At 67.6% G+C, this 25,222-nt stretch carries 23 protein-coding genes and 2 pseudogenes; 18 read left to right on the top strand and 7 right to left on the bottom strand.

Annotation, left to right across the window (positions count from 1 at the left end; genetic code table 11):
* Positions 1–2 precede the first annotated feature (2 nt).
* The 11 genes from gsiB (at position 3) to BM419_RS13870 (ending at position 11,374) form a co-directional block, all read left to right on the top strand.
* Positions 3–1,550 (top strand): glutathione ABC transporter substrate-binding protein GsiB, encoded by a 1,548-nt coding sequence (gsiB, locus tag BM419_RS13915; RefSeq protein ID WP_244540766.1) that lies wholly within the window; start codon positions 3–5, stop codon positions 1,548–1,550.
* Positions 1,551–1,655: 105 nt separating this feature from the next.
* Complete coding sequence (gsiC, locus tag BM419_RS13910; protein ID WP_091926759.1) at positions 1,656–2,576, top strand: glutathione ABC transporter permease GsiC; 921 nt, start codon at positions 1,656–1,658, stop codon at positions 2,574–2,576.
* A gap of 7 nt (positions 2,577–2,583) precedes the next feature.
* On the top strand, positions 2,584–3,486 hold the full coding sequence (gsiD, locus tag BM419_RS13905; RefSeq protein WP_020096127.1) for a glutathione ABC transporter permease GsiD: 903 nt from the start codon (positions 2,584–2,586) through the stop codon (positions 3,484–3,486).
* Positions 3,483–4,559, top strand: a complete 1,077-nt coding sequence (locus BM419_RS13900; RefSeq protein ID WP_020096128.1) for a DmpA family aminopeptidase — start codon at positions 3,483–3,485, stop codon at positions 4,557–4,559. The genes gsiD and BM419_RS13900 overlap by 4 nt, the downstream gene beginning before the upstream one ends.
* 3 nt (positions 4,560–4,562) lie before the next feature.
* Positions 4,563–4,721, top strand: a complete 159-nt coding sequence (locus tag BM419_RS32870; RefSeq protein ID WP_234080784.1) for a M55 family metallopeptidase — start codon at positions 4,563–4,565, stop codon at positions 4,719–4,721.
* A 234-nt stretch (positions 4,722–4,955) separates the two neighbouring features.
* Positions 4,956–5,792 carry a VOC family protein gene (locus BM419_RS13895; protein WP_091926758.1) on the top strand — a complete coding sequence of 279 codons (837 nt, stop codon included), beginning with the start codon at positions 4,956–4,958 and terminating at the stop codon, positions 5,790–5,792.
* A gap of 101 nt (positions 5,793–5,893) precedes the next feature.
* On the top strand, positions 5,894–6,469 hold the full coding sequence (gene paoA, locus BM419_RS13890) for an aldehyde dehydrogenase iron-sulfur subunit PaoA (RefSeq protein WP_043713390.1): 576 nt from the start codon (positions 5,894–5,896) through the stop codon (positions 6,467–6,469).
* Positions 6,469–7,419 (top strand): FAD binding domain-containing protein, encoded by a 951-nt coding sequence (locus BM419_RS13885; RefSeq protein WP_020096131.1) that lies wholly within the window; start codon positions 6,469–6,471, stop codon positions 7,417–7,419. Before paoA ends, BM419_RS13885 begins: the two co-directional genes overlap by 1 nt.
* 1 nt (position 7,420) lies before the next feature.
* A complete protein-coding gene (paoC, locus tag BM419_RS13880; RefSeq protein WP_020096132.1) occupies positions 7,421–9,634 on the top strand; it encodes an aldehyde oxidoreductase molybdenum-binding subunit PaoC in 2,214 nt (737 codons plus the stop codon).
* 22 nt (positions 9,635–9,656) lie between these two features.
* On the top strand, positions 9,657–10,172 hold the full coding sequence (locus BM419_RS13875) for a VOC family protein (RefSeq protein WP_020096133.1): 516 nt from the start codon (positions 9,657–9,659) through the stop codon (positions 10,170–10,172).
* Positions 10,173–10,261: 89 nt separating this feature from the next.
* On the top strand, positions 10,262–11,374 hold the full coding sequence (locus tag BM419_RS13870) for an alkene reductase (RefSeq protein WP_020096134.1): 1,113 nt from the start codon (positions 10,262–10,264) through the stop codon (positions 11,372–11,374).
* A gap of 64 nt (positions 11,375–11,438) precedes the next feature.
* On the opposite strand, the gene BM419_RS13865 is transcribed toward BM419_RS13870, so the two are convergent.
* The 5 genes and pseudogenes from BM419_RS13865 to BM419_RS13845 all read right to left on the bottom strand — a co-directional run bounded on the left by BM419_RS13865 (position 11,439) and on the right by BM419_RS13845 (position 17,232).
* Complete coding sequence (locus tag BM419_RS13865) at positions 11,439–14,300, bottom strand: ATP-binding protein (protein ID WP_081636574.1); 2,862 nt, start codon at positions 14,298–14,300, stop codon at positions 11,439–11,441.
* 555 nt (positions 14,301–14,855) lie between these two features.
* Positions 14,856–15,795 (bottom strand): annotated as a pseudogene (locus BM419_RS13860) (IS630 family transposase).
* Between the two features lie 91 nt (positions 15,796–15,886).
* Positions 15,887–16,327: pseudogene (locus BM419_RS13855) on the bottom strand (transposase); the annotation flags it as partial.
* 3 nt (positions 16,328–16,330) lie between these two features.
* Positions 16,331–16,666, bottom strand: coding sequence for a hypothetical protein (locus tag BM419_RS13850; RefSeq protein WP_020096501.1), 336 nt, complete (start codon positions 16,664–16,666; stop codon positions 16,331–16,333).
* Between the two features lie 29 nt (positions 16,667–16,695).
* Complete coding sequence (locus tag BM419_RS13845) at positions 16,696–17,232, bottom strand: hypothetical protein (RefSeq protein WP_234080783.1); 537 nt, start codon at positions 17,230–17,232, stop codon at positions 16,696–16,698.
* 686 nt (positions 17,233–17,918) lie between these two features.
* On the opposite strand from BM419_RS13845, the gene BM419_RS13840 reads away from it, so the two are divergent.
* The 6 genes from BM419_RS13840 (at position 17,919) to BM419_RS13815 (ending at position 22,550) form a co-directional block, all read left to right on the top strand.
* Positions 17,919–18,773 carry a hypothetical protein gene (locus tag BM419_RS13840; RefSeq protein ID WP_081636610.1) on the top strand — a complete coding sequence of 285 codons (855 nt, stop codon included), beginning with the start codon at positions 17,919–17,921 and terminating at the stop codon, positions 18,771–18,773.
* Positions 18,774–18,890: 117 nt separating this feature from the next.
* On the top strand, positions 18,891–19,211 hold the full coding sequence (gene csgH, locus BM419_RS13835; protein WP_139257071.1) for a curli-like amyloid fiber formation chaperone CsgH: 321 nt from the start codon (positions 18,891–18,893) through the stop codon (positions 19,209–19,211).
* Positions 19,212–19,490: 279 nt separating this feature from the next.
* Positions 19,491–20,024: a hypothetical protein gene (locus BM419_RS13830; RefSeq protein ID WP_020096497.1), complete on the top strand. Its 534-nt coding sequence runs from the start codon at positions 19,491–19,493 to the stop codon at positions 20,022–20,024.
* Between the two features lie 4 nt (positions 20,025–20,028).
* Positions 20,029–20,523 carry a curli assembly protein CsgF gene (locus BM419_RS13825; protein WP_020096496.1) on the top strand — a complete coding sequence of 165 codons (495 nt, stop codon included), beginning with the start codon at positions 20,029–20,031 and terminating at the stop codon, positions 20,521–20,523.
* 122 nt (positions 20,524–20,645) lie between these two features.
* Entirely contained in the window at positions 20,646–21,548 is a 903-nt protein-coding gene (locus tag BM419_RS13820) for a CsgG/HfaB family protein (protein WP_026605477.1), read from the top strand.
* A 6-nt stretch (positions 21,549–21,554) separates the two neighbouring features.
* Positions 21,555–22,550 carry a lytic transglycosylase domain-containing protein gene (locus BM419_RS13815; protein WP_020096494.1) on the top strand — a complete coding sequence of 332 codons (996 nt, stop codon included), beginning with the start codon at positions 21,555–21,557 and terminating at the stop codon, positions 22,548–22,550.
* On the opposite strand, the gene BM419_RS13810 is transcribed toward BM419_RS13815, so the two are convergent.
* Together BM419_RS13810 and BM419_RS32865 are read right to left on the bottom strand one after the other, a co-directional pair.
* Complete coding sequence (locus BM419_RS13810) at positions 22,544–22,900, bottom strand: hypothetical protein (protein WP_043713697.1); 357 nt, start codon at positions 22,898–22,900, stop codon at positions 22,544–22,546. The genes BM419_RS13815 and BM419_RS13810 overlap by 7 nt on opposite strands.
* Before the next feature lie 557 nt (positions 22,901–23,457).
* Positions 23,458–23,604, bottom strand: a complete 147-nt coding sequence (locus tag BM419_RS32865; protein WP_234080782.1) for a hypothetical protein — start codon at positions 23,602–23,604, stop codon at positions 23,458–23,460.
* 432 nt (positions 23,605–24,036) lie between these two features.
* Between BM419_RS32865 and BM419_RS13800 the strand changes: the two genes are divergently transcribed.
* Positions 24,037–25,059 (top strand): IS110 family RNA-guided transposase, encoded by a 1,023-nt coding sequence (locus BM419_RS13800; RefSeq protein ID WP_091926757.1) that lies wholly within the window; start codon positions 24,037–24,039, stop codon positions 25,057–25,059.
* Positions 25,060–25,222: the final 163 nt, after the last annotated feature.

Raw genomic sequence — 25,222 nt, 5'->3', positions numbered from 1 at the left:
CCATGCCCCGAGGTCTGACCATGTTCGAGCGCTTCCTCCTCGCCGCCGGCCTGCTCGCCGCGGCAACCGCGCCCGCCGCCGCGGCCGGCGACCCGATCCTAGCGATCAGCGGCCAGCCCGAGACCCTCGACCCGTACAATACGAACACGACGCTCACGACCGCCGTCACCAAGTCGTTCTACGAAGGCCTCTTCGGCTTCGACAAGGATCTGAAGGTCCGCAACGTCCTGGCCGAGAGCTACGAGACATCGCCCGACGGCCTCGTCTACACGTTCAAGCTGCGCGAGGGCGTGAAATTCCACGACGGCACGACGTTCGACGCCGCTGCGGTGAAGGCCAACCTCGACCGCGTCCTCGACCCGGAAAACCACCTCGCGCGGTACAACCAGTTCAACCGCATCAAGACGATCGAGGTGCTCTCGCCCACGAGCCTGCGCATCACCCTGAAGGAGCCCTTCGGGCCCTTCATCAACTCGCTGGCCCACGCCTCGGCGGCGATCATCTCGCCCACGGCCCTGAAGAAATACGGGAAGGACATCGCCTTCCACCCGGTCGGCACCGGGCCGTTCACCTTCGTCGACTGGAAGCAGACCGATTACGTCAAGGGCGCGAAGTTCGCCGATTACTGGCAGGCCGGCTTCCCGAAGGTCGACACCATCACGTGGAAGCCGGTGCCCGAGAACGGCACCCGCGCCGCCATGCTGCAGACCGGCGAGGCCGATTTCGCCTTCCCGCTGCCCTACGAACAGGCCAAGATGCTCGAAGCCAGCAAGAAGCTGAAGATCGAGGTCCACGCCTCGATCATCGAGCGGTATCTCAGCATGAACGTGCTGCAGAAGCCGTTCGACGACCTGCGCGTCCGCCAAGCGATCAACTACGCGATCAACAAGGAGGCGTTGGCCAAGGTCGCCTTCTCGGGCTACGCCTTCCCGGCGCAGGGCATCGTCCCGCAGGGCGTGCGCTACGCCCACAAGATGGATCCCTGGCCCTACGACCCGGCCAAGGCGCGCCAGCTCCTCAAGGAGGCCGGCTACGCCAACGGCTTCGAGGCGACCCTCTGGAGCGCCTACACCACCACCACCGCCCAGAAGGCGATCCAGTTCCTCCAACAGCAGCTCGGCCAAGTCGGCATCAAGGTGCAGACCCTGGCGCTGGAGCCCGGCCAGCGCACCGAGTGGGTGCAGACCGCCCCCGATCCGAAGACCGCCCGCGTCCGCCTCTACTATGCCGGCTGGTCGTCCTCGACCGGTGAGGCAGACTGGGGCCTGCGGCCGCTGCTCGCGACGGAGGCGTGGCCGCCCAAGCTCAACAACACCGCCTACTACAGCAACGCCGAGTTCGACGCCCTTCTCGCCAAGGCGCTGGTCTCGACGAACGACGCGGAGCGCGCCGAGCTCTACGCCAAGGCGCAGGAGATCGTGATGAAGGACGCCCCCTGGGCGCCGCTCGTCACCGAGCAGAACCTCTACGCGACCTCCGCGCGGCTCTCCGGCGTCTACGTCATGCCCGACGGCAACATCGATTCCGGCGAGATCGCCGTCGCTCCCTAGCCGCCGCCAGCGGACCCCGCGCCGGGCGGCCCGGACGATGGCCGGCCCGGCGCGGACGTCCCGCGCGATCGCTTCACGCAAACCCCGGATCGCGGGCGCGAGCCTATGCTGACCTTCCTGCTCAAGCGGCTCCTCGGGCTGCTGCCGACGATGCTGATCGTCTCGGTCCTCGTCTTCCTGTTCGTCCACCTGCTTCCCGGCGATCCGGCGCGGCTGGCGGCCGGGCAGGATGCCGACGCCCAGACGGTGGCCCTGGTACGCACAGAGCTCGGCCTCGACCGGCCCCTGCCGGAACAGTTCGTGCGCTACTTCGCCAACCTCGCCCGCGGCGATCTCGGCGTCTCGATCCGCACCCGCCGCCCGGTCTCGACCGAGATCGGCGAGCGCTTCCTGCCGACCCTCCTGCTCACCCTCACCAGCATGGCCTGGGCGGTCGCCTTCGGGCTGATCATCGGCATCGTCTCGGCGGTCTACCGCAACGAATGGCCCGACCGGTTCGGGATGACGCTCGCCGTGTCCGGCATCTCGTTCCCCGCCTTCGCACTCGGCATCCTCCTGATGCAGATCTTCTCGGTCGAGCTCGGCTGGCTGCCGACCGTCGGCGCCGACACGTGGCGGCACTACGTGCTGCCGTCGCTGACGCTCGGCGCGGCCGTGGCCGCCGTGATGGCCCGCTTCACCCGCGCGGCCTTCGTGGAGGTCATCGGCGAGGATTTCGTGCGCACCGCCCGCGCCAAGGGGCTCAAGGAGCGCGTCGTGATCGCCAAGCACTGCCTGCGCAACGCCCTGATCCCGGTCGTGACCATGATGGGCCTGCAGTTCGGCTTCCTGCTCGGCGGCTCGATCGTCGTCGAGGCGGTGTTCAACTGGCCCGGCATGGGCCGCCTGCTCGTCGATGCCGTGAACCAGCGCGACTACCCGGTGATCCAGGCCCTGGTCCTGCTGTTCTCGCTGGAGTTCATCCTGATCAACCTGATCGTGGACGTGCTCTACGGCCTCATCAACCCGACCATCCGCTACAGGTGAGCCGGCCGTGACCGATATCCTCGTCCCCGCCGCTCCCACCGTCGCGCCCGTCCCCACCGGCATCCGGACGCCGTGGTCGGAATTCTGGCGCAAGTTCCGGCGCCAGCGCGTCGCCGTCCTCGCCCTGGGCTTCATCGGCCTGCTGGTCGTGGTCGCCGTGCTGGCGCCGTGGATCGTGCCCTACGACCCGGTCAACGACTTCGACTACGACCGGATCAACGAGGGCCCGTCGCTCGCGCACTGGCTCGGCGTCGATCCCCTCGGGCGCGACATCCTGAGCCGCATCGTCGAGGGCGCGCGGATCTCCCTGGCGACCGGCTTCCTCTCGGTCGCCGTCGGCGGGCTCGTCGGGACCGTGCTCGGTCTCCTGGCGGGCTACTACGGCGGCTGGTGGGACCGGATCGTCATGCGCATGTCCGACGTGCTGTTCGCCTTCCCGGGCATCCTGCTGGCGCTCGGCGTCGTCGCCATCCTGGGCTCGGGGCTCGTCAACGTCGTGGTGGCGGTGTCGGTCTTCAGCGTCCCGGCCTTCGCGCGCCTCGTTCGCGGCACGACCCTGGTCCTGAAGAACAGCACCTACATCGAGGCCGCGCGGAGCATCGGCGCTCCGGACCGGACGATCATCCTGCGCCACATCCTGCCGGGCACGATCTCGGGCATCGTGGTCTACTTCACCATGCGGCTGGGCACCTCGATCATCACGGCCGCGAGCCTGTCCTTCCTCGGCATGGGCGCGCAGCCGCCGACGCCCGAATGGGGCGCCATGCTGAACGAGGCCCGCGCCGACATGGTCTCGGCGCCGCACGTCGCGCTGTTCCCGAGCCTCGCGATCTTCTTCACGGTGCTGGCCTTCAATCTCCTCGGGGACGGCCTCCGGGACGCCCTCGACCCGAAGATCGACCGCCTGTGACGCCGGCCGCCCCCCCGCGCCCCGCGCCCCGCGTCGGCCGCCTGCCGCGGGGTCCGCGCGACGCCATCACCGACGTCCCGGGCGTGACGGTCGGCCATTGCACGCTGGCCGAGGGCGACGTTCAGACTGGCGTTACAGTCGTGCGGCCGCATGGCGGCGATACATACCGGGACCGCGTTCCGGCGGCCGGCGTCGTGCTGAACGGCTTCGGCAAGTCCGTCGGCCTGATGCAGGTCGAGGAACTCGGTGTGCTGGAGACGCCGATCGCCCTGACCAACACCTTCGCGGTGCCGGCGGTGGTCGCCGCCCAGATCCGCGCCGCGATCGCCGACAATCCGGAAATCGGGCGCGCGCTGCCGACGCTCAACCCGCTCGTCTTCGAGTGCAACGACGGCTACCTCAACGACCTTCAGCGGATGGCGGTTGAGGCGTCCCATTATCGCGACGCCCTGGACGCGGCGGGCGCCGCCGTCGCGGAAGGGTCGGTCGGGGCCGGGCGCGGGATGTCGAGCTTCGGGCTCAAGGGCGGCATCGGCACCGCCTCCCGGCGGGTCCGCGCGCGCGCGCGGGGCCGGTTCACGCTGGGCTCGCTCGTCCTGTCGAATTTCGGCAAGCCGTCCCAGATTCGGGTCCGCGGCGTGCCGCTCGCCGCTCAGCTCCGGGCGGCCGCCGGGGAGCCGGAATCCGGCACCGAACCGCCGGAGAAGGGCTCGATCATCATGATCGTCGCCACCGACGCGCCCCTCGACGCGCGTCAGCTCCGCCGCCTCGCCCTGCGGGCCGGGGCAGGCCTCGCCCGGACCGGCTCGGTGTTCGGCCACGGCAGCGGCGATATCGCGCTCGCCTTCTCGACCGCCTACACGGTGCCGCAGGATCCCGGCCGCCCGATGCCGGCGCCCGCCCTGCTGCACGACGCGGAGCTCGACCCGCTGTTCGAGGCCGCCGCGGACGGGATCGAGCAAGCGATCGTCCACGCCCTTTGGCGGGCCGAGGCGGTCACGGGCCGCGACGGCCACCGGCGGGACGCCCTGACCGATCTCCTGCCCGGCTGGGCCGATATCCTCGGAGTCTGAGCGATGCGCGTCCCGATCTCGACGAATATCGAGGGCGTCGCCGGGATCTATCACCGCGTCCAGACGACACCGGGCAAACCCGAATACGAGCGCGCGGCTGCTGATGACCGCTCTCGAGGCCGACGTGAACGTTGCCAGGCAGCCGGGTTGGGCCGGTATTAGCCCGTCCGCGTTTCCGGGCCCGCTTCTTCGAAGCGGACTTTATAGCAGCTCAACTTGCGCATTCCAGTTTCACCACAACCTGCACTCGGTCATTAGCCAAGAAGCAGACCTTCGGTGCTGCGCGCCGCCCCATCAGAGAGCCGGCGCCTTGTCGAATTTAACCTTTTTTTACCTGCACATCGCTCGCGACATTAGTATAGCTCTGGGCTGAGAACCTCGAGCCGGTGTATCGTTATGAACCATCAAAGCAACGACGGGCATGGCGGACACATTCGCCGTGAAGTCCTTCAGGTTGCCGGTGCCGCTGCAGCCATGGGCCTTCTCGGAGCAACTACTGCCTCCGCGCAGACTGGGCGACTGGGCGGACGTGACGATGGTCCACTCGGCGCGCGCCTGCAAGGCGTGCAGCATTTCGGCGTCACGGTCCAGAACATGGACCGGGCTTTCGCCTTCTACACCGAGGTACTCGGCGGCACCGAGGTCATGCGTGATGGCGATTTCAAGGGGGAGCCGGTCCATTTCACGCTGATGGCCGATCAAGAGATCGTTGCCCGCGAGCGCCGCGTCGATCCTCGCACCATCGGCGTCCCGGACCTGAAGGGTGGCTCCCAGCGGCTCGATGTCCGCTTCGTCCAGTTCGAGAACGTCGTCATCGAACTCCTGCAGTATCGCGACGCCACGCAGCCGATGGGCGGCGGCGACAGCTGGGCCGAGCCGCGCGACCACATGAGCCCGGCCTACCCGCGCTCGATGCACATCTGCTTCTACGTCCGCGATGACGTGAACTTCGACAAGTACATCGCTGATCTCGAGGCCGAGTGCGCCCGCCGCGGCATGACGCAGGTCAGGGCGAACCGCACCGTACCCGTGCACTCCGAGGAGCAGCGCCGCGCGGCGCCGAGGGATACCAATACGATCAAGATCCACGAGGGTCCGTCGAACGGCTGGTCGATCATCTACTGCAAGGGGCCCGAGGGCGAGCAGCTCGAATTCGTCCAAGTGCTCGGTCCCGTAAAAAAGACGTTTGCTGACGCCGCCGAGGCGCGCCGGGCGGCGACGAACCGGGGCTGAGGTGAGGTGGCCGAAGAGGGGAGACGAGAGCCTGATTTCGGCGCTTCGGCCGTGCGGAACGGCCATCGCGCCAGTTTGGATCGACGAGGAAGGGATACCCGATGAGTCCTCCCAGGCCACATGAGGTCGATCAAAGGGCGGTCGATCAGCACGCTCCGGAGGCATCCGGTTCGCTTTCCCTCTCGCTCACGGTCAACGGCGAACGGCGGCGTCTCGATCTCGACAGCCGCGTGACGCTGCTCGACGCCCTGCGCGAGCACCTGCACCTCACGGGCACCAAGAAGGGGTGCGACCACGGCCATTGCGGTGCCTGCACGGTGCTGGTGAATGGGATTCGCATCAACGCATGCCTCAGCCTCGCGGCCATGCACGACGGGGACGCGGTGACGACGATCGAGGGATTGGGCCGGCCGGACCGGCTTCATCCCATGCAGGCGGCGTTCATCGCGCACGACGCCTTCCAGTGCGGCTACTGCACGCCGGGCCAGATCTGCTCCGCGGTGGCTGTCCTCGCCGAGATCAGGGCGGGCGTGCCGAGCTACGCCACCGGCGACCTCATGGCACCGATGACGCTGGACAATGGCGAACTGCGCGAGCGCATGAGCGGCAACATCTGCCGATGCGGCGCCTACTCCAACATCGCCGATGCCGTGGCGGACGTCGCGGGGAGGCCCTGATGCGGCCCTTCAGCTACGAGCGCGTCGCGAGCGCCGAAGCGGCCGTGGCGGCCGTCGCCGCCCGGCCAGGCGCCCGGTTCATCGCGGGCGGTACGAACCTGCTCGACCTGATGAAGTTCCAGATCGAGGCGCCGGCCCATCTCGTCGACATCCGGCATTTGCCCCTGAAGGCCATCGAGGATCTGCCGGACGGCGGTCTGCGCATCGGTGCGCTCGCCACCAACACCGAGGTTGCCGCCCACCCGCGCGTGAAGCGCGATTACGGCGTCCTCGCGCGGGCGATCGTGGCCGGCGCCACGGGGCAGCTGCGCAACAAGGCGACGACCGCCGGCAACCTGCTGCAGCGCAATCGCTGCCCGTACTTCTACGAGACGTCCCTGCCGTGCAACAAGCGCCAGCCGGGCTCGGGCTGCTCGGCCCTCGGGGGCGTCACCCGCTCGCTCGCCGTCGTGGGCACGAGCCCGCATTGCATCGCTCAGAACCCGGGCGACATGGCCGTGGCGCTGCGTGTCCTCGACGCAACCGTCGAGACCGTCAGGCCCGACGGGTCGCAGCGCCGGATCGCGATCGGCGATTTTCATCTGCTGCCGGGCGACCGGCCGGAGATCGAGCACCCGCTCGAACCGGGCGAGCTCGTCACCGCCGTGACGCTCCCGCGACCGCCGGGCGGGACGCACCACTATCACAAGGTCCGCGACCGGGCCTCCTACGCCTTCGCGATCGTGTCAGTCGCAGTCGTCCTGCACAAGGACGGGACGGGGCGGGTCGCATTCGGCGGCGTCGCACCGCGACCGTGGCGGGTGGAGGATGCGGAGGCGCTCCTGCCGGGTGGACCGGCAGCCGTCGTCACGGCGGCCTTCCAGGGCGCGACGCCCACGGCCGGGAACGCCTTCAAGATCCCGCTCGCCGAGCGCGCGCTCGCACTGGTGCTGAGCGAAGGGAGGGTGTGACATGCGGTTCGACACGCCTGCCGGGCAGAACTCCATCGACGGTCAGACCATCGTCGGGCAGCCCCATCGGCGCGTCGACGGCGCCCTGAAGGTCACCGGGACGGCGCCTTACGCCTACGAGCGTCACGATGCGGCGACCGATCCTGCCTATGGCTGGATCGTCGGCGCCACGATCGCCCGCGGTCGGGTGACGCGGATCGACGCCGCGGCCGCACGAAGGGCTTCGGGCGTCCTCGCGATCCTGACGACGCTCGAGCACGACTCCGCCCCGCCGGGGTTCCGGACGACCCTCCACCTGTTCGGCGGTGCCGAGGTACGCCACTATCATCAAGCCGTCGCGCTCGTCGTGGCAGAGACCTTCGAGGAGGCGCGCGCGGCCGCCCACCTCGTCCGCGTCGACTACGAAGCCGAGCCGGCGCGCTGCGATTTGGCGGCGGAGGCTGGCAAGGCCGAGCCGATCGCGGATCGCGACAATCCGGACTACCCCGTGGTCGATCGGATCGGGGCGTTCGAGGAAGCGCTCGCCGCCGCTCCCGTGATCCTGGACGAGATCTACACCACCCCCGACCAGACTCATGCGATGATGGAGCCGCACGCCACCACGGCCGCGTGGCGCGACGGCAAGCTGACGATCTGGACTTCGGCGCAGGTCGTTTCCTGGCACCGCAACAGCCTCGCGCAGGCGCTTGGCATCGCGAAGGAGGATCTGCGGCTGGACGCGCCGTTCATCGGCGGCGGGTTCGGATCGAAGCTCATAATGCGGAGCGACGCGCTCCTCTCGGCCCTCGGCGCCAGAGCCGTCGGACGCCCGTGCAAGGTCGCGCTGCAGCGTCCGCTGATCGCGAATAACGGCACGCGCCGCGCCGGCACGATCCAGCGCATCCGTCTCGGTGCGACTCATGACGGGCGGCTCACAGCGATCGGCCACCACAGCCTCAACGGAAATCTGTCCGGCGCCTACGCGGAGGCGGCGATCGCGCCGACACGGCTCATCTACGCGGCCCCGAACCGCGAGCTGTCCATGAGGCTCGCGACCCTCGATCTCGCCGAGGGCAACGACATGCGGGCTCCGGGTGAGGCCCCGGGCCTGATGGCGCTCGAGATCGCGATGGACGAGATGGCCGAGAAGCTAGGCATCGATCCCGTCGCCTTCCGGATTCGGAACGACACGCAGGTCGATCCGCGCAAGCCGCACCGGCAGTTCTCGGAGCGGCACCTGATCGAGTGCCTCCAACTCGGCGCGGACCGCTTCGGCTGGGCGCGCCGCAACCCGGTGCCCGGCGCTGTGGGCGATGGGTGCTGGCTCGTCGGCATGGGCATGGCGGCGGGCTTTCGCCAGAACCTCCTGATGCCGTCCGGTGCCCGCGTCCGGCTCGAGCAGGATGGCCGGCTGTCGGTCGAGACCGACATGACCGATATCGGGACCGGCAGCTACACCATCCTCGCCCAGACGGCTGCCGAGATGATGGGTGTGCCGATCGAGGCCGTGACGGTGCGGCTCGGCGACTCGGACTACCCCGAAGCCGCCGGGTCCGGCGGACAGTTCGGCGCGAACAACGCCACGTCCGGGCTCTACGCCGCTTGCGTGGCGCTGCGGGCGAGCGTCGCGGCGCGGCTCGGCTTCAATGCCGAGGATGTGGCGTTCGCGGACGGGAGGGTCACGGCGGGCAGTCGGAGCGTACCTCTTCGCGACGCCGTTGAGACCGGACCACTGACCGCCGAGGACCGGATCACCTACGGCGACCTCGACAAGGAGTTCGTCCAAGCCACCTTCGGGGCGCAGTTCGCCGAAGTCGCCGTGAACCGGTTCACCGGGGAGATGCGCGTCCGCCGCATGCTCGCGGTCATCGATGCCGGCCGGGTGCTCAATCCGCTCACGGCGCGAAGCCAGGTGATCGGCGCCATGACGATGGGGGTAGGGTCGGCGCTCATGGAGGCGCTCGTCGTCGACACGCGCCACGGCTTCTTCATCAACCACGACCTCGGCGGCTACGAGGTGCCGGTCCATGCCGACATCCCGCACCTCGACGTCGTCTTCCTCGACCATCCGGACCCGGTCTCGTCCCCGATGAAGGCCAAGGGCATCGGCGAGATCGGCTTGTGCGGGGCGGCCGCGGCGGTGGCGAACGCCGTCTACAACGCCACCGGCATCCGCGTCCGCGACTATCCCATCACCCTCGACAAGCTGCTCGACCGGCTGCCGCGCGCGGCCTGATTCTTCACCTGCGGAGAGAGAGATGGCCTATCATCCCGTTCCCGTGACGCATGTCGGCCTGACCGTCACCGACATCCGCGCAGCGACCGAGTGGTACACCAAGGCCTTCAGCTGCCGGCACATCATCGGGCCCCTGCACGTCAGGCACGACGGCTCGCATATCGGCGAGGTGTTCAAGGGGATCTTCGGTGATCGGTTCGAGGAGGGATACGTGTCCCACCTCGCCACCGCGAACGGGGTGGGGATCGAACTCTTCGAGTTCGTCACACCGAAGTCGGAAGCCGTCGACGACAACTTCCGCTACTGGAAGACCGGCGTGTTCCACTTCTGCTTGGTCGACCCCGACGTCGAGGGCCTCGCGCGGCGGATCGCCGAGATGGGCGGCAAGCAGCGCTCGAAGGTCTGGACACTGTTCGAGGGAGAGCCGTTCAAGGCGGTCTACTGCGAGGATCCCTGGGGCAACCTGATCGAGATCTACTCGCACTCGACGGAGCTCATGTACGCCAACCGGAGCGCGACGGCCGCCCGGGCGGAGTGAGAGGCGAGACTTGCAAACGCAGCGGTCGGATTCCCAATGCCGGGCAACGCGCGCGTCTGCAACCTGTGAGGCAAGGAGAGATCCCGCACATGCCGACGACCGCAGATCGTGATCTGTTTTCTCCAACGAAGATCGGTGCCATCGACGTCGCCAACCGCGTCGCCATGGCACCGCTCACGCGCTCGCGTGCCGGCATGGACGGCGTCCATTCGGATCTCGCCGTCGCGTACTATCGGCAGCGCGCATCGGCCGGCCTCATCATCACCGAGGCGACCAACATCTCACGGCAGGGCCGGGGCTATGCCTTCACGCCGGGCATCTACACGGAGGTGCAGGCCGAGGCATGGTCGCGTGTGACCTCGGCCGTGCACGAGGCAGGCGGCCGGATCGTCTGCCAGCTCTGGCATGTCGGGCGCATGTCGCATGTCAGCCTCCAGGAGAATGGCGAGGCGCCCGTGTCGGCTTCGGCCATCCAGGCCGGTGAGCTCGTCTTCCTCGAGAGCCGCACGCAGGCACCTCCATCCATGCCGCGCGCGCTCCGAACTGACGAGATTCCCGATCTGATCGGCGACTATCGGCGCGCCGCGTTCCTCGCCATGCAGGCGGGCTTCGACGGGATCGAGGTGCATTCCGCGAACTGCTACCTGCTCGATCAATTCATCCGCGACAGCACGAACCGGAGGACAGATCGCTACGGCGGCTCGGTCGAGAACCGCACGCGGCTTGCCGTTGAGGTCGTAGAGGCGGTCGCGGAGGTGTGGGGTGCCGACCGCGTCGGCCTGAGGCTCTCGCCGATGACGCGGGCTGTCGGTGATACCCCGCTCGACAGCGACCCGCAGGCAACCTACGGCTATCTCGCTCGGAGGCTTGGGGAGCTGGGACTGGCCTATCTCCACTGCGTCGAGGGGCAGACGCGCGGGCCGAACGGGTCGTCCGCGTTCGACTACAAGGCGCTGCACGCCGCTTTCGGTGGGGCCTACATCGCCAATAACGGCTACGACCGGCAGCTCGCCATCGAGGCGATCGCCTCCGGCTACGCCGACATGATCGCCTTCGGTCGCTCCTTCATCGGGAATCCCGATTTGGTCGAGCGGCTGCGCCGCAACGCCCCTCTCGCGGAGGCCGATCAGGCGACGTTCTATGGCGGGGGAGCCGAGGGTTATACCGATTATCCGACCTTGGACGTTTCAGGGAACGCATAAAGGAGAGAGCCTGTTGAGCGCCGATCCGCTGCCCTCGCCGCACATCGGCTCATGGGCGGCGGCGTCAGGCCAGGGAGACCGGCCGGCCCGCATCGCTGCCAAGTCCCCCCCGACCAGCACGGCGCGCCCGCGCAGCCCTGAGATCGGGCGTGTTGAGCCCTTCGTCGAAGCCGCCGAGGACGGCGGCGAGGGCTGCCGGGCCACCATACCGGTCATCCAGCGCGGCGAGGCTCGTCGCGGCCCGTAGGCGCCATATCGCCGCTCCCTGGCTGCCGGCCAGATCGATCGCTTGCAGGAAGTGCCGCGCCGCGTCCGCCTCGCCGGCGACGCCGGTGGAGGCGAGGAGGATCTCGCCCTTGATGCGCAGCAGTTCCGGCTGGCACCAGAGTTCGCCGCCGTGCTCGGAGGCGGCGAGCGCGTCGTCGATGCGAGCGAGCGCGTCCGGAAGGTGGCCATGCGCCGCGAGGCCGGACGCCAGCGAGCCGAGATAGGCCGGACGCCGCATCCGGAAGCCGATCTCCCCCATCTCGACGAGGGCATCCTCGAGGCGGTGCAGCCCGCCCGCATCGCCCCGGCTGAGGCTCACGATCGCTTCGAGGCAATCGGCGATGACCTGCCAGATGCGCATGGCGTGACGCGCGACGTGGTCCCCGAGGCGGGCGAGGCCGCGCTCGGCTTCGTCGAGATCGCCGCCATGGAGCGCAATCGGGATCACCGTGTGCGCCAAGGCATTCGTAAGGGCGAAGGCCTGGCCGTTGGCTTCGGCCTCGACGAGCGCGCGCCGCGCCGCCGCGACGGCGTGATCCGGCCGTCCCTGGAGCCACAGGACGTTCGCGAGGGTGCCGCGTGCCGCGATCAAGCCGTGATCCTCCAGCCGCCGGCCGGGACTGTCACGGCGGGCCGCACGGGCCAGCAGGCGCTCCGCTGCCTCGCGAGCCTCGTCGAGACGGCCGAGATAGCGGAGCGCGGTGGCGGCGGGCCTGTCGACGGCCGCGCCGGCCGCGCGATCGCCGCTGGCGGCCGCCAGCGTCCTGATGCGCTCCGTCAGGGCGAACGAGGCGCCGTGGTCCCCAACCCAGGTCTGGAAGTCGCACAAGCCCCAGAGCGCCCGCAACTGGCCATCGCGGTCGGACAGCCGTTCGGCGCGGGCGAGCGCCCCGCTCCACAACTCCGCAATCCGCGCCGTCGGACCCTCGACCTGCAGCAGGGCCGCAGCGAGCGACGCCCGCAGCGTGATCTCGTACCGGTCTTCCGGACCGTCGGCGGGGGCGGCCGACGCGAGCGCCCACTCGCTCGCCTCGATCCGTTCCTGGAGCAGCGCGAGCGTGTCCCACACCACGAGCGCCTCGGCTGCCAGCGTTCGACCGAGGACGGGATCGCGCCGGTCGGTTAGGCACCAGTCGAGTGCGGCGCGGACGTTTTGGACGAGCGCGACCAACTCCTCGCGCGGGTCGGATGCCGCCTTCGCGCTCCTGCGCGCCGAGACGTCGCGACATTGCGCGACACAAAACTCCGCGTGCCGCCGACGGACCGCATCATCCTCGCCACTCTCGGCGAGGCGCTGCAATCCGTAGGCCCGCGTCGTGTCGAGAAGCTGGTACCGGGCCGACCACCCAGGAATAGCGACAATCAGCGACTTGGCGACGAGATCGGCCAAGTGGCCGATGCACGCATGCTCGGCCTCCCCAGCAGAACGGCCGATCGCGAGCGCGGCGTCGAGCGGGAAGACGCCGTGAAAGACGGACAGCCGTCGAAACAGGGTCTGCTCTCCCTGCGACAGCAGTCCGTAGCTCCAGTCCAAGGTCGCGGTCAGGCCACGGTGCCGGGGATGACCTGCCCGTCGGCCGTCGTCCAGAAGGTCCAGGCGCTCGTTCAGCAGACGGAGGAGGCCGCGAAGTCCAAACGCCCCGACCCGCGTCGCGGCAAGTTCCAGCGCCAGCGGCAACCCGTCGAGGCGGCGACAGATCTCGACGACGGCCCACGCATCGTCGTCCTCGAGGCTGAAGTCTGGAGCAGCGGCCGAGGCGCGCGCGACGAACAGCGCCACGGCCGGGAAAGTCAGAACATCCTTCGCGTTGAGCGTCCCGAACGCTGTCGGAGCCGGCAGGGGTTGGAGGCGATGCACGGTCTCGTGCGCCATCCGGAGCGGCTCCCGGCTCGTGGCCAATACGTGAGTTCCGGGCGCGGCGGTCGCGAGCATGGTGGCCAGCCGGGCCGCCTGATCGAGGGCGTTCTCACAACAATCGAGGACGAGCAGGCACTGCCGATCCGCCAGGGCAGTCGCCAGTGCAGCCTGTGGATCGTCTGCATGGATTGCGATGCGCATTTCCTGAGCGAACGCGCTCGCGAGATAGCGGTCGCTGTCGATGACGCACAGATCGACCATCCAGACCCCGTCCGGGAACTGCCCGACGAGAGCGTGCCCCACCGTCACGGCCAGGCTGGTTTTGCCGACGCCGCCGAGACCCGTGATCGTGACCAGCGGTCGCTGCAGCACCTTCGTCGCGATCACCGCGAGATCCTCGGATCGGCCGAGCAGGTCCGTCGGTTTCGGAAGGTTATGGCGCCGCGCTGCTGCCGAAATCGGCCAGGACATGACGTCGACGGGCGCGACGAAGCGGTACCCTTGTCCGCTCACCGTCGCGATGAAGCGCTTCTCCGGTTCCGCTCCTTCGAGTGCGCGCCGGATCGCCGCGATGTTGACCTTCAAATTGGACTCATCAACCGTCGTTCGCGGCCATGCGCGCTTGTGGAGATCCGCCTTGCTTACGACCTGACCTGCGCGTTCGACGAGCGCGGTCAGAATTTCCAAAGGTCGTCCCCCGAGCCTTACGACTTTTTCGGCTCGCCAAAGCCGCTGCTCGGACGGGCTCAATACGAAATCGTCGAAGATGTAGCGAACGGCTCTGCCTTCCCGCGTATCCATGCAGCTGTCGCTATCGCACTCCCGTTCGATCCCGGAGAGATGGCCTTGCTACGCTGTCGGTTGCAGCATCGCTAGCATGTCGTGGAGGCCTCAGCCATTCGTCCGGTCTGCTCATGCGGAAGCGTCGGGGTGGATGCCTCCGGCAATGGTCTTGCAAAATCTTCACTCCGGCTGATCGATGCCGGCAGGTGGCATCCACATCGACGTATCAGGAAAGAGCTTTCGGCGATCAGGTTGACTGGCTTGGATCGCCAGGAGCCCGTCCGATTTCCCAGCGAATGAGTTCAGAAGCGGCCGTTCCGCTTACGGCCAAGTCCAGCCCCACTGGTCTGTACCTCGGATGACCAGGGTGGGTGGTTTCCTGTCCTTCCGCTTTCGGGTGCAGAGAATAAAAGAGCGGACGTACGGGGTCGAGCAAAAGCTGGCCGTAAACAGGTCGTCCGCTTCGAGGCTTGGGAAAAGTGAGAGCGGACATTCGGCTCCATTTAGGAGAAGCAAGGCAAATGACCCAAATATTTTGATGATAAGGCCTAGTATCATCTAGAGCGTTTCGATTTAATCTGAATTATATCCCATAGCAGCGAAGAAATTGGCGCATTCATCGGGCGTGATGGTGTCGATGAGCCAGCCGATGGCGACCCATAGTCCTTCGACCGTGCGCTCAGCCGCCTTGCGCAGGAACGCCTTGAGCTTGGAGAAGGCCATCTCGATCGGGTTGAAGTCCGGCAGTAGGGCGGCAGGAACAGCAGCCGTACGCCCGCCGCTTCGATCGCTTCGCGGCCGGCCGGCCTCTTGTGGCTGCCGAGGTTGTCCATGACGACGACGTCTCCGAGGGCGAGTTCGGGCACGAGCACACGCGCGACGTAAGTCTGGAAGGCGTCGCGGTTGATCGGTCCGTCCAGCACGAACGGCGCGGCGATCCCGGACAGGCGCAGGCCCGCGACGAAGGTCGTGGTCTTCCAATGGTCGTGCGGCACCGGAGAGCGCAGCCGCTCGCCGCGCGGGCAGCGTCCGCGGGTTCCCGCCATGTTGGTTGAGGTCGAGGTCTCGTCGAGGAACACGACGCGGGTGGGGTCGAGGTCGGGCTGGCCCTCGAACCCACGCCTCGCGGGCCGCCTTCACGTCCAGGCTGTCCTGCCCCGCGGCGTGGGCTGTCATTTTTGTAGGTCAAGCCGCGCGCATCGAGGAAGGCCCACAGAGTGCCGAGCCCGACCGTGAGGTCGCGCTCGTCCTTCAGGCGAGCGCGCATCTCCTCCAGGGTGATGTCGGTCCTCTCGGGGATCAGACCTCGCAGGTAGGCCTCGTGCGGGTCGAGCTTGGAGCGGCGCGCCCGCCCCGGGGACGGGGAGCCACCGTCCCGGTCGTCGTCAGTGCAGCCATCCAGCGGATCGCCGTGGCCACGCCGACCCCGAAGCGCGGCCGCCTGTCGACGCTACGTCGTCCCGGCCGCGTCGACGATGCGTTCGCCGAGGTCCTGGCTGGAGGGTCGGCCCATGTCTCGCTCCTTGTCTGGAGCTCGTCATGAATCAGCGTCACACCGCCGCGTGAACCCCACACACCCGATGCAGCTCAGACCGAAAACGCTCTAGCTCCGCCTCCTCGGCTTCAGTGTTGCGCTGCTTGGAAGCGGCCACCACCGTGGCGTCGACAATCTGCCCGCCCAACGCCAGGACACCGGCTTGCCGCAGGGCCGTATCGTAGACCGCGAACAGCACCTCGATCGCAGGCCGACCCGCGATCTCGGCCCGGGTAAGCGCCTCCCGGAAGGTCCAGATCGTGTTGGCGTCCGGCACCGGATCGGACAGCCCAGGCCCTAGGAAGCGCATGAACGAGAACCGACCCTTGATCAGGATCTTGGGTCACGCTCGTCCGACAGCGAGTGGCTGGCCTGAAAGACCAGCACCTTGAACATGAACACGAGGTCGAACGGTGGGCGACCGCCCTTCGACTCGTCCGAGCGCGGCACGGCACGGGCGAGGTCGTCCCGGAACAGCTCGCAAGACGATGTGGCTCAACCGCTCCAGCGCGCCTCACTCGAGCTCGATGACGTTCCGGGAGGACGGCTGGGCACTGCGCAGGGATGGCCCGCGGTTGCTGAGGAAATCGCCCGGCGGCGCGGTCGCGGGCTTCGCGGCGGGCGCGCCGCGCACGGACTGCGCCGGCTGTTCGGGGCGGTCGATCAAGGCCGGGTTCGCGACCGGCTGCAGCGGCGTGACGACGCGCCCCTCCGCCTGATCGAGGCAGCGCCGCAGGGCGCCGGGATCGGGTAACAGCGTGCAGTCGTTCACCGAGAGCGGGCTTGGCTGGGCGGGGGCCGCCGTCGCGCCCGCCGCGAGGAGCGCGAGCGCGCCGAAGGCGGTTCGCACCGCGCGTCCCCGCGTTAGCGGCCCGGGGCTCATGGCTGCGCCTGCCGGATCCGCGGATTGACCTGTCGGACCTCGATCTCGCTTGGCTCCGACGGCAGCAGCTTGCGCGGGGCGGCTGTCCCGGTGCGGGCGGCCTGCTGCTGCGCCTGGGGCGACACCGGCTGCGGCGCCAGCGCGCTGGCCCGGCCCTGCTGCGCCGGCTGCGCGGGCGCGTCCGCCTTGTCGAGCCGGCCGAGCCGCACCCGCACGTACTCGACCGACCGCTTGGCCGCGTCGAACCCGCACTCGTAGGTCACCCGCACCCACTCCTTGGCGGGACTGAGGAAGCGGATCGAGTCGCCGCGGTAGCGGACCACGGTGGCGCCGCCCTCGGGCGCCTCAGCCTGCTGGAAGATCTTGGCGAAGGGCCGGGAGACCCACTCGAAATCCGTCGGCGCCTGCGCCTCGATCCGCGGCGCGCAGATCTGCGAGGCGAGCTCGTTGTTGGCGCGCACGCAGGTGGCGTCGCAGCCCGGAGCGGCGGGGGCGGGCTGCCCCGTCCCGGGATTGGCAGTGTTGGCCTGCATCGGTGCGGGCTGTGCGGGCGCCGGTTGCGGCGGCCCGGGTGGCGCCGCGGATTGTGCGCCCGCCGACAGGATCCCGGCCGACCATACGGTCGCGGCGGCGAGCAGGATCTGCACGCGCGATGGGCCGCGCTGCCTCATCATAGCCTCCCAATCAACACACGGCGCGGACGGTTTCCGCCTCGCGAGGACATCGACCGCTCCGTCGACCAGGTGAACCCTCCGGCTCACGCAAGGGCGACGGCCGTTCGGTAGCGGCAGGGCTCACCCCCGAGGAATCGCGCCGCATACGACCATTCAGAACGGTCTTGCTTGTTCAATAGAATACCACTTTTGGCGATGACTGATGTGTCCAATTTAACACGCATATAGCGGCCCGGTCCTTCGGCGGCGAAAACTGCCTAATCCGGTTCTGGACACCGACTCCTGAGATCGTTAACGCGCCGTCTTAAATCATTGAGAGATTTCAGTTTTCTCCGCGTCGCTTAACAGACGACATCGCGACTTTGTCGTCCGAGATCTGATGAGAAATTCCGACAATTGTATTTTTTGTCTCAGCCGGCGCTTGACACTCGTCTTCGGCTTATGGATACGCTTAACAAGCCGTTAAAGCGCCGCGACGACAGAGCGACTGCGATGGCATAGATTGTGTTCAGAAGAGCACATAAAATACAAGAGGGAGTGTATCTATGTTGAAATCAGTTGTTCTGGCTTCCGTGGCTGTCGCCAGCCTGACCGCCTTCGCGACCGGTGCCTCGGCGCAGTCGAGCACCTCGCCGATTCTCGGCAACGGCACGACGGCGAACGAGTCTTTCGTGCTCCAGCGGGGCAACAACAACAATGCGACCGTTAACCAGACGGGCACGAATGTTAAGGCCGGATCTCTCACAAATCAGGTCGATTTGACGGCCTCCAAAATTACTGAAGGCGACGCAAATTATCAATTTCAATATGCCAGCACTGTTCTCCAGAACGGATCCGGCAACGGCCTTACCATCACACAGGCCGGAACGAACAACCAAGTCGTAACCACGAATGGCAACCTCGATCGGTACGATTTCTCATTCAATCCGAACAATGGCTCGTTCAGCGCCGGAGATGGAAATTCCGCGTCGGTGACCCAGAACGGCACGAATGGCCAGGCACAGTTCCAGCAGCGGGGCAATAGAAACCAAGCCACCATCACCGTGGACAGCAACGTCCAGAATACGTACGCCGGCATTTTCCAGGACGGAAATGACAACAAGGCGGGCATCTATCAGCACGATGGAAGCAAGGATGCCTACGCGGTCGTTCGCCAGGTCGGCAGCGGTAACGAAGGCTATATCGATCAGTACGGACAGACGAATTATGCTGCCCTTCTTCAGGTGGGCAACGGCAACTACGCGACTATCGGCCAGGCCGGAACGGCCGGTGTGGGCGCGTTTGGCTACCAGAACGGCAACGGCAACACTGGCGCAATCACCCAGTACGGCAGCTATTATTCCAACGCTGGCTTTGCTCAGATCGGCAACGGCAACACGGCGCGCATTACGCAACGGTAAGACTCAGGTCTCAAACCTGCTCTCGGCCTGAGAGCCATGGGAGGGGCGCTCTTACCAGGAGCGCCCCTCCCCCTGCTCGATACCGACACAAATCCAGCCGCGGCTGTGATGCCGATCATGCCCAGCTTCACCGTCGATCCCCCCGTTATCTGCCGCGTTGTCGAGAATCGCTCCGCCGACGTGGCTCGCCTGGGCCTCCGCATCGAAACGCCGCGCCGGACCGCAGGTCGATACAACCTAATCGTGCGCAAGATCGACCCAGCCGGCACCGCCACCATGCAGCAGGGCGGCGGCTTTGACCTCGCCGATGGCGACACCCGCGAGGTCGGAAAGCTGACCATCAGCGTCCGGCCGGACGGCCAGTTGAGTGTCGAGGCCTCCGTACACGTGGACGGCCGCAGAATCGATTGCGCCTACGACAGCACGCAGGATCTGTAACACGCCGTTCGAGCCCTGAAGAGCGGTCGGTCGGGCTACGTCACTTCCTGATGGGACGAGCGACCGCGGCTCCATTGACATCGCCTCATACGGAAGACAGCCGCATGGAGTCTCCATCCTCGAGCGGTGTGTCTAATTCACCACATATCAGTAGTAGTCACGTGTGGATAAGCCTTGTTACTGTACATCTGTGCGGGACATTGATTTAAGGTCGCCCAAAAGGGGCTAGGGAGGCAGATAATGCGCCGTACGCGTCGCAGCCGCGCTGCAGGTCGAGCGTTGTTCGTTGCCGTCCCGCTCGCCGTCGCGAGTGCGGCCGGCTCAGCTGCGGCGCAGGAGCGCGTCGCGATCGAGCAGATCCAGGCGGCCGCTCAGCGCCCCGCTGGCCCTCCCGGGCGGGCGATCCAGGAGAGCGACTACATCCTCGGCAATCAGTCTGGCATCCTGCTGCTTAACCCGAGCGGCCCGCCCCAGTCGGCGCAGGCCAACCAGGCCCGCGCCCTGCAGATCGGTTCGGGCAATACGGGCACGATCGACATGTCGGGCTACGCGAACGTGGCGGTCCAGAACGTGATCGGCTCGCGCAACACGGTGACACAGCAGCAGGCCGGATCCTACAACCAGTCGGCCGTATCGGTCTTCGGCCAGTCCAACACGATCGGGACCCAGCAAGACGGCAGCGGCGCGGCGGCGACCATCACGGTCCGCGGCGACAACAACGCCATCTCGGCGCAGCAGCAGGGGACCAACCCCACGCCGATCAGCATCACGCGGGTCGGCAACGGCCCCAGCGTCTCGGTCACCCAGAGGTAGTCCCATGCGCCAGTCCGGTCTCCTCGGGCCGCTCGTCTGCGGCTGCGCTCTCCTCGCCGTCGTGGGCGCCCAGGCGGGCAGCCTTGTCTACCAGCCGGTCAACCCGTCCTTCGGAGGAAGTCCGCTGAACGGCTCCTGGCTGCAGGCCCAGGCTGCGGCCCAGAACGACGCGCAGCGGTCGGCCCAGCGCGACCAGCAGCTGTTCTCGGCCAATCAGAGCGCCGCCAACACCAAGACTCCGGGCCAGATCTTCGCCCAGCAATTGCAGACGCAGATCTACAGCTCGCTGGCCAACCAGATCACCCAGGCGCTCTTCGGCGAGAACGCCCAGCAGAGCGGTAGCTACAGCTTCGGCGGATCGCAGGTGACCTTCCAGCGCCTGGGCGGCAATATCCAGCTCCAGATCTTCGACGGCCAGTCGACCACCACCATCGTCGTCCCTGCGACCGCGGCCGTGGGCGGCTCGAGTGGCGCGACACCGCTCTTGGGCGCGCCCTGAGCGCGGCGCGCAGCGATGATTGTCGAGCATCGAAGGCGGAGCCGGCTCCGGCCTCTCGTCGCCCGCCCCGGCGGGCGCGCGGGAGGCCGGAGCGCCGAAGCGGAACGGAGACGGGGTGGCCCGTGCGTAGCATTCTGAAGAGCTTGGCCGCCGCCGCGCTGCTCTGCGCGGGCTTGGCCGCCTGCGCCCCGTGGGAGCGCGAGCTGCTCGCGCAGGCGCCCGTGGTCACGCCGCCTTCCCCCACCGATCTCAATCTCGAGACGCTGCCGCCGCCGACCCGCAAGATCGACATCGCGATCTACAATTTCCCGGACCTGACCGGCCAGAATAAGCCGAACGACAACATCGCCGAGTATTCCCGCGCCGTCACCCAGGGCGGCGGCGCCTTCGTGGTCGACGCGCTGCGGCGCGCCGGGCGGGGCCAATGGTTCTCGGTGGTCGAGCGCACCGGCCTCGCCAACCTGCTGCAGGAGCGGCAGCTGATCCGGGCGACCCGCCAGGAATTCGAGGGCACGGACGCGAAGCCGCTGCCGCCGATCCGCTTCGCGGGCCTGATCGTCGAGGGCGGCATCATCGGCTACGACGCCAACACGGTCACGGGCGGCGCCGGCGCCAACCTCCTGGGTATCGGCGGCGACACCAAGTACCGGCGCGACGAGGTGACGGTGGCGATGCGCATCGTCTCCGTGCAGAGCGGCGAGGTGCTCAACAGCGTCACGGTGACGAAGACGATCTACTCGGTCGCCCTCAACGCCAACGCCTACCGCTACGTCGCGGTGGCCAAGCTGCTCCAGGTCGAGGCGGGCGTGACCCGGAACGAGCCGACCCAGATGGCAGTGCGCGAGGCGATCGACCTCGCCGTCTACGCGACGATCATTGAGGGCAGCCGCAAGAAGCTGTGGCGCTTCCGCGACCCGGTGCTCGGCACCCGTCTCGTCGGCGAGTATCTCGCTCGCGATCGGCCGACGCCCCTTGAGGTTCCGGGACCGACGGTGGCGGCGGGCCCGCTGGTGGTGAAGTCCTGATCGGCCATGAGCCTGCCCGTCGCACCGACGCACATGTTCGGCCGCCGCCGGAGGGGCGTGCGAGGCACGCTGGCCCTCTGCCTCGTCGTGTCCGGCGCCCTGACGCCGGTGATCGCCTCGCGAGCCTCCAGCACGGCCCGGAGCCCGGCGGTCCCGGAGGTCGCCGCCCTCACGCCCTTCGCGCCGATCGCGGCGCCGCCGCCGCTCGGACTGCCGGACGGGCACGCGGACGGACCGGCGTCACCGATCATCGCGCCGGTGAACGCCGACCTGATGATTCTGGGCCGCGGCGCGTTCCGGCCGATCGAGGCGACCGCCCTGCTGTTCCCGCAGGCCGGGGACGGGATGCACGCCCTGATCATCGCCGCGGCCGCCGCCAACGGCCTGCCCGGCGACTTCTTCCTGCGCCTGCTGCGCCAGGAGAGCGGCCTCAATCCCAACGCCGTGAGCCCAGTGGGGGCGCTCGGCATCGCCCAGTTCATGCCGGGAACCGCCGCGGAGCGCGGCCTGCGCAACCCGTTCGATCCGCTGGAGGCAATCCCGAAATCAGCCGAGCTGCTGCGGGAACACAGGGTGCGCTTCGGCAATCTCGGATTGGCCGCGGCGGCCTACAATGCCGGGCCGCAGCGGGTGCGCAGTTGGCTCGAGGGTCGCTCGGGCATGCCCACCGAGACGCGCGACTACGTGGTCCGGATCACCGGCCGCACCGTCGAGGAATGGGCGGCGGAGAGCGGCCGGTCCTTCCTGAGCGCCCCGTCGCTCTTCTCGAACCCTCGCGGTTTCGGCCCGGTCGCGGGCTGGGCCGCCGATCCCACGGCGCGCCCTTCGCCCGTGTTCGAGGCGCGACCGGTCACGCGCAGCATGGCGGCTGCGAGCGACCGGTCAGCCAAGCGGGGGGCTAGGCGCCTGTCGGCTCAGTCGCAGCAACCGCGATCCGAGCAGGCCCTCTGTGCGGTCCTGAACGGGCAGGGACGCACCTGTCTGGTCCAGGCGGTCTACTGAGGCGGCGCCAGCTGCTCGACCTGGACGGCCTGGGCCGGTGTGGCCGGCCGGCGACTCTGCCGAAGCTTGCGCCGCTTCCCGCGCCGGGACACGCCGGTCGCCGGGATCGGGCCCGCCGCGTCGAGCAGGGATTGGTCGATCACGGGCGACTGCTGGAAGGCCGCCGGCCGCGGGCCGGGCGCGAGGCGCTGGCCTTCGTAGAGCTCGATGCAATCGCGGAGCGCCGTCGGGTCGCGGATGAAGGTACAGTCGTTGACGTTCGGGACGGGGGCACCTTGTGCCAGGACGCCCGTGGCGCACCAGAAGGATGCGACGCCGAGCACGACCACCCTCAATCTCGATCCCGGCATGACGAACCTCGCGGGCGTGCAGGCGAGGCGCCACACCGGCCCGAACCCACATTCATTGACACCTAACAGAACAATGGCTCGATCAACCAGTTCCGAACTGCTGCTTTCCGCCATAGAACCGCGCATCAGATCAAATTTCGAGGTTTCTGCCGACGATCTGCGCCCGGCCGATGCCGTCTCATCCTGCTCGGTGCATCGCCGGCATATGTGCAGAGCGCCCTCGATCGCGCTGCCCTGAGCGCGAGTTCGGAATGGGCTGACAGCCGGAGGGTGAACGACTGGTGCGCCCCGCTGATGACGGAGCCCTCGGCCGTTACGCCGGCGCAGATAGAACGGAACCGATGTTGACCCGAGCGGTTAAGCGCGGCGACCGTACGGACCCAAGGAGAAGGATCTGTTCGTCCGGAACAGCTCGGAGTGACGAGGAATGGCGCGCCATTCCTACCGATTATCTCGGATTATTTTAGACCTTTGTAGATCAACGGCTTGGCCCATCATCCCGGATAGTCTTACACTACTATCACCGACGATCCGTCAGCTTCCGTTCGGAGTTCCTGTTACCCTTTGCGTGACAGCCGTTCGGCCACACGCTCAAGCTCCTCGTGCAAATCCTCGGTCCACAGATGACCACATCGCGCCGTCATCTGATGCTTGGCATGGCCTAGGATCCGGCTGAGGCCGTAGAGATCCCCACCGTCCTGCACGAACCAACTGGCGAAGCTGTGCCGCAGGTCATGGAAGCGGAAGTACTCGATCCCACCCGGCAGCAGGCTCCTCCGAACGCCTTCTTCAGGTCATCCACCCGCGATCCATCCGACTTGCAGAACAGGTAGGTGGAACGGGGGCGGCCACGTCCACGCTGATGCCCTGCGGAGACGTGCACGACGGCACCAGAGCGAAGCGGTGAGAGGTTGCCCGCTCTCGGCTCACCGGATGGTAAACTGTTGTGTCTGATCGGGGTAGATAGAAGGCCGTCCGCCTTTTCTGGCGTTCCTTCCCGGAAGCGGACCGGCGGCTTTCGGCCAGATTTCGCCTCAACCGATAACTGTCACTCGCAAAACCGTAGGGGTGGACGCCCCCTGACGGCATCGATGTGCCAGAGTGGAGGTGTTGCAACACCACTGCAGGAGGCGTCCATGGGTGAGGTTAGCACAGTCGGGATCGATCTGGCTAAATCAGTTTTCCAGGTTCATGGCGCGGATACGAGCGGTGTCGTCGTTTTCCGCAAGAAGCTGCGGCGTGATCAGGTGCTGACGTTCTTCTCGACACTTCCGCGTTGCGTGGTTGCTATGGAAGCATGCGCCAGCGCTCATTACTGGGCCCGTGAGATAGCTTTGGCAGGCCACGAAACGCGGCTCATCCCGCCAGCCTACGTGAAGCCGTTCGTGAAGCGGCAGAAGAACGACATGGCCGACGCTGAGGCGATCTGCGAGGCGGCGCAGCGGCCGACGATGCGGTTCGTTCAGGGAAAAAGCGCGCAGGCCCAGGCCTCCGCAGTGGTGTTCCGTACGCGCGACCTGCTCGTGCGTCAGCGGACCCAATTGATCAATGCACTGCGCGGGCACCTCACGGAGTTCGGGTACGTCGTTCGCCAAGGTGTCGGGCACGTTGGCCAGCTCGTGGCGATCGTCCGCGACCCCACATCTGACGTGCCGGCCGAGGCAAGGCCGGTCCTGGCCATCATTGCGGGTAGCCTGGAGGCGCTCCAGGCGCAGATCGCACTTCTCGACCGCGAGATCGCCCAACGCGCGGAGGACGATGCCGTGGCCAAGCGGCTGATGACGATACCGGGTGTCGGCCCGGTGATCGCGACCGCACTCGTGGCTCTGGCACCGGCCGCCAGTACCTTCCGCCGCGGGCGCGACTTTGCGGCTTGGCTCGGTCTCGTCCCGCGGCAACACTCCAGCGGCGGCAAGGAGCGGCTGGGGCGAACGACCAAGATGGGCGAGCGCAGCCTGCGACGGTTGCTGATCCTGGGCGCGAGTTCTGCGACCAAGGTCGCGGCGCGTGATCCCGATAAAGCTGGGGCATGGTTGGCTGGCATGCTGTCGCGCAAGCCGCGCATGCTGATCACCGTCGCCCTGGCGAACAAGATGGCGAGGATCGTCTGGGCCTTGATGGCCCATGGCGGCTCCTACAGAGCTCCGGCCACGGCGTGATCGCCACGGCCTGAGGCGTCAGGGAGGCAGGGAAGGTCAGTCGAGAGGTATGGCGCAACGGTCAGAAGACGGGGTCGGGAAAACCAGTGAATGGCCAAGCGCCTCGAGCGCGCCAAAGCGACTTGGACCCGATCCGCGCTCTCCATACAGGCCAGCAGCCGTG

Source organism: Methylobacterium sp. yr668 (assembly GCF_900116245.1).
Taxonomy (GTDB): domain Bacteria; phylum Pseudomonadota; class Alphaproteobacteria; order Rhizobiales; family Beijerinckiaceae; genus Methylobacterium.
This window is presented reverse-complemented; position numbering and strand designations above follow the sequence as displayed.

Bases quoted from the DNA above. Each gene is read 5' to 3' on its own strand.
- gsiB (WP_244540766.1), top strand. From the start codon at position 3: ATGCCCCGAGGTCTGACCATGTTCGAGCGCTTCCTCCTCGCCGCCGGC.
- paoC (WP_020096132.1), top strand. From the start codon at position 7,421: ATGCGGTTCGACACGCCTGCCGGGCAGAACTCCATCGACGGTCAGACC.
- BM419_RS13815 (WP_020096494.1), top strand. From the start codon at position 21,555: ATGAGCCTGCCCGTCGCACCGACGCACATGTTCGGCCGCCGCCGGAGG.
- BM419_RS13840 (WP_081636610.1), top strand. From the start codon at position 17,919: ATGTTGAAATCAGTTGTTCTGGCTTCCGTGGCTGTCGCCAGCCTGACC.
- csgH (WP_139257071.1), top strand. From the start codon at position 18,891: ATGCCCAGCTTCACCGTCGATCCCCCCGTTATCTGCCGCGTTGTCGAG.
- BM419_RS13885 (WP_020096131.1), top strand. From the start codon at position 6,469: ATGCGGCCCTTCAGCTACGAGCGCGTCGCGAGCGCCGAAGCGGCCGTG.
- BM419_RS13865 (WP_081636574.1), bottom strand. From the start codon at position 14,300: ATGGATACGCGGGAAGGCAGAGCCGTTCGCTACATCTTCGACGATTTC.
- gsiC (WP_091926759.1), top strand. From the start codon at position 1,656: ATGCTGACCTTCCTGCTCAAGCGGCTCCTCGGGCTGCTGCCGACGATG.
- BM419_RS32870 (WP_234080784.1), top strand. From the start codon at position 4,563: ATGCGCGTCCCGATCTCGACGAATATCGAGGGCGTCGCCGGGATCTAT.
- BM419_RS13870 (WP_020096134.1), top strand. From the start codon at position 10,262: ATGCCGACGACCGCAGATCGTGATCTGTTTTCTCCAACGAAGATCGGT.
- BM419_RS13810 (WP_043713697.1), bottom strand. From the start codon at position 22,900: ATGCCGGGATCGAGATTGAGGGTGGTCGTGCTCGGCGTCGCATCCTTC.
- BM419_RS13895 (WP_091926758.1), top strand. From the start codon at position 4,956: ATGAACCATCAAAGCAACGACGGGCATGGCGGACACATTCGCCGTGAA.
- BM419_RS13875 (WP_020096133.1), top strand. From the start codon at position 9,657: ATGGCCTATCATCCCGTTCCCGTGACGCATGTCGGCCTGACCGTCACC.
- BM419_RS13825 (WP_020096496.1), top strand. From the start codon at position 20,029: ATGCGCCAGTCCGGTCTCCTCGGGCCGCTCGTCTGCGGCTGCGCTCTC.
- paoA (WP_043713390.1), top strand. From the start codon at position 5,894: ATGAGTCCTCCCAGGCCACATGAGGTCGATCAAAGGGCGGTCGATCAG.
- BM419_RS13800 (WP_091926757.1), top strand. From the start codon at position 24,037: ATGGGTGAGGTTAGCACAGTCGGGATCGATCTGGCTAAATCAGTTTTC.
- BM419_RS13845 (WP_234080783.1), bottom strand. From the start codon at position 17,232: ATGCAGGCCAACACTGCCAATCCCGGGACGGGGCAGCCCGCCCCCGCC.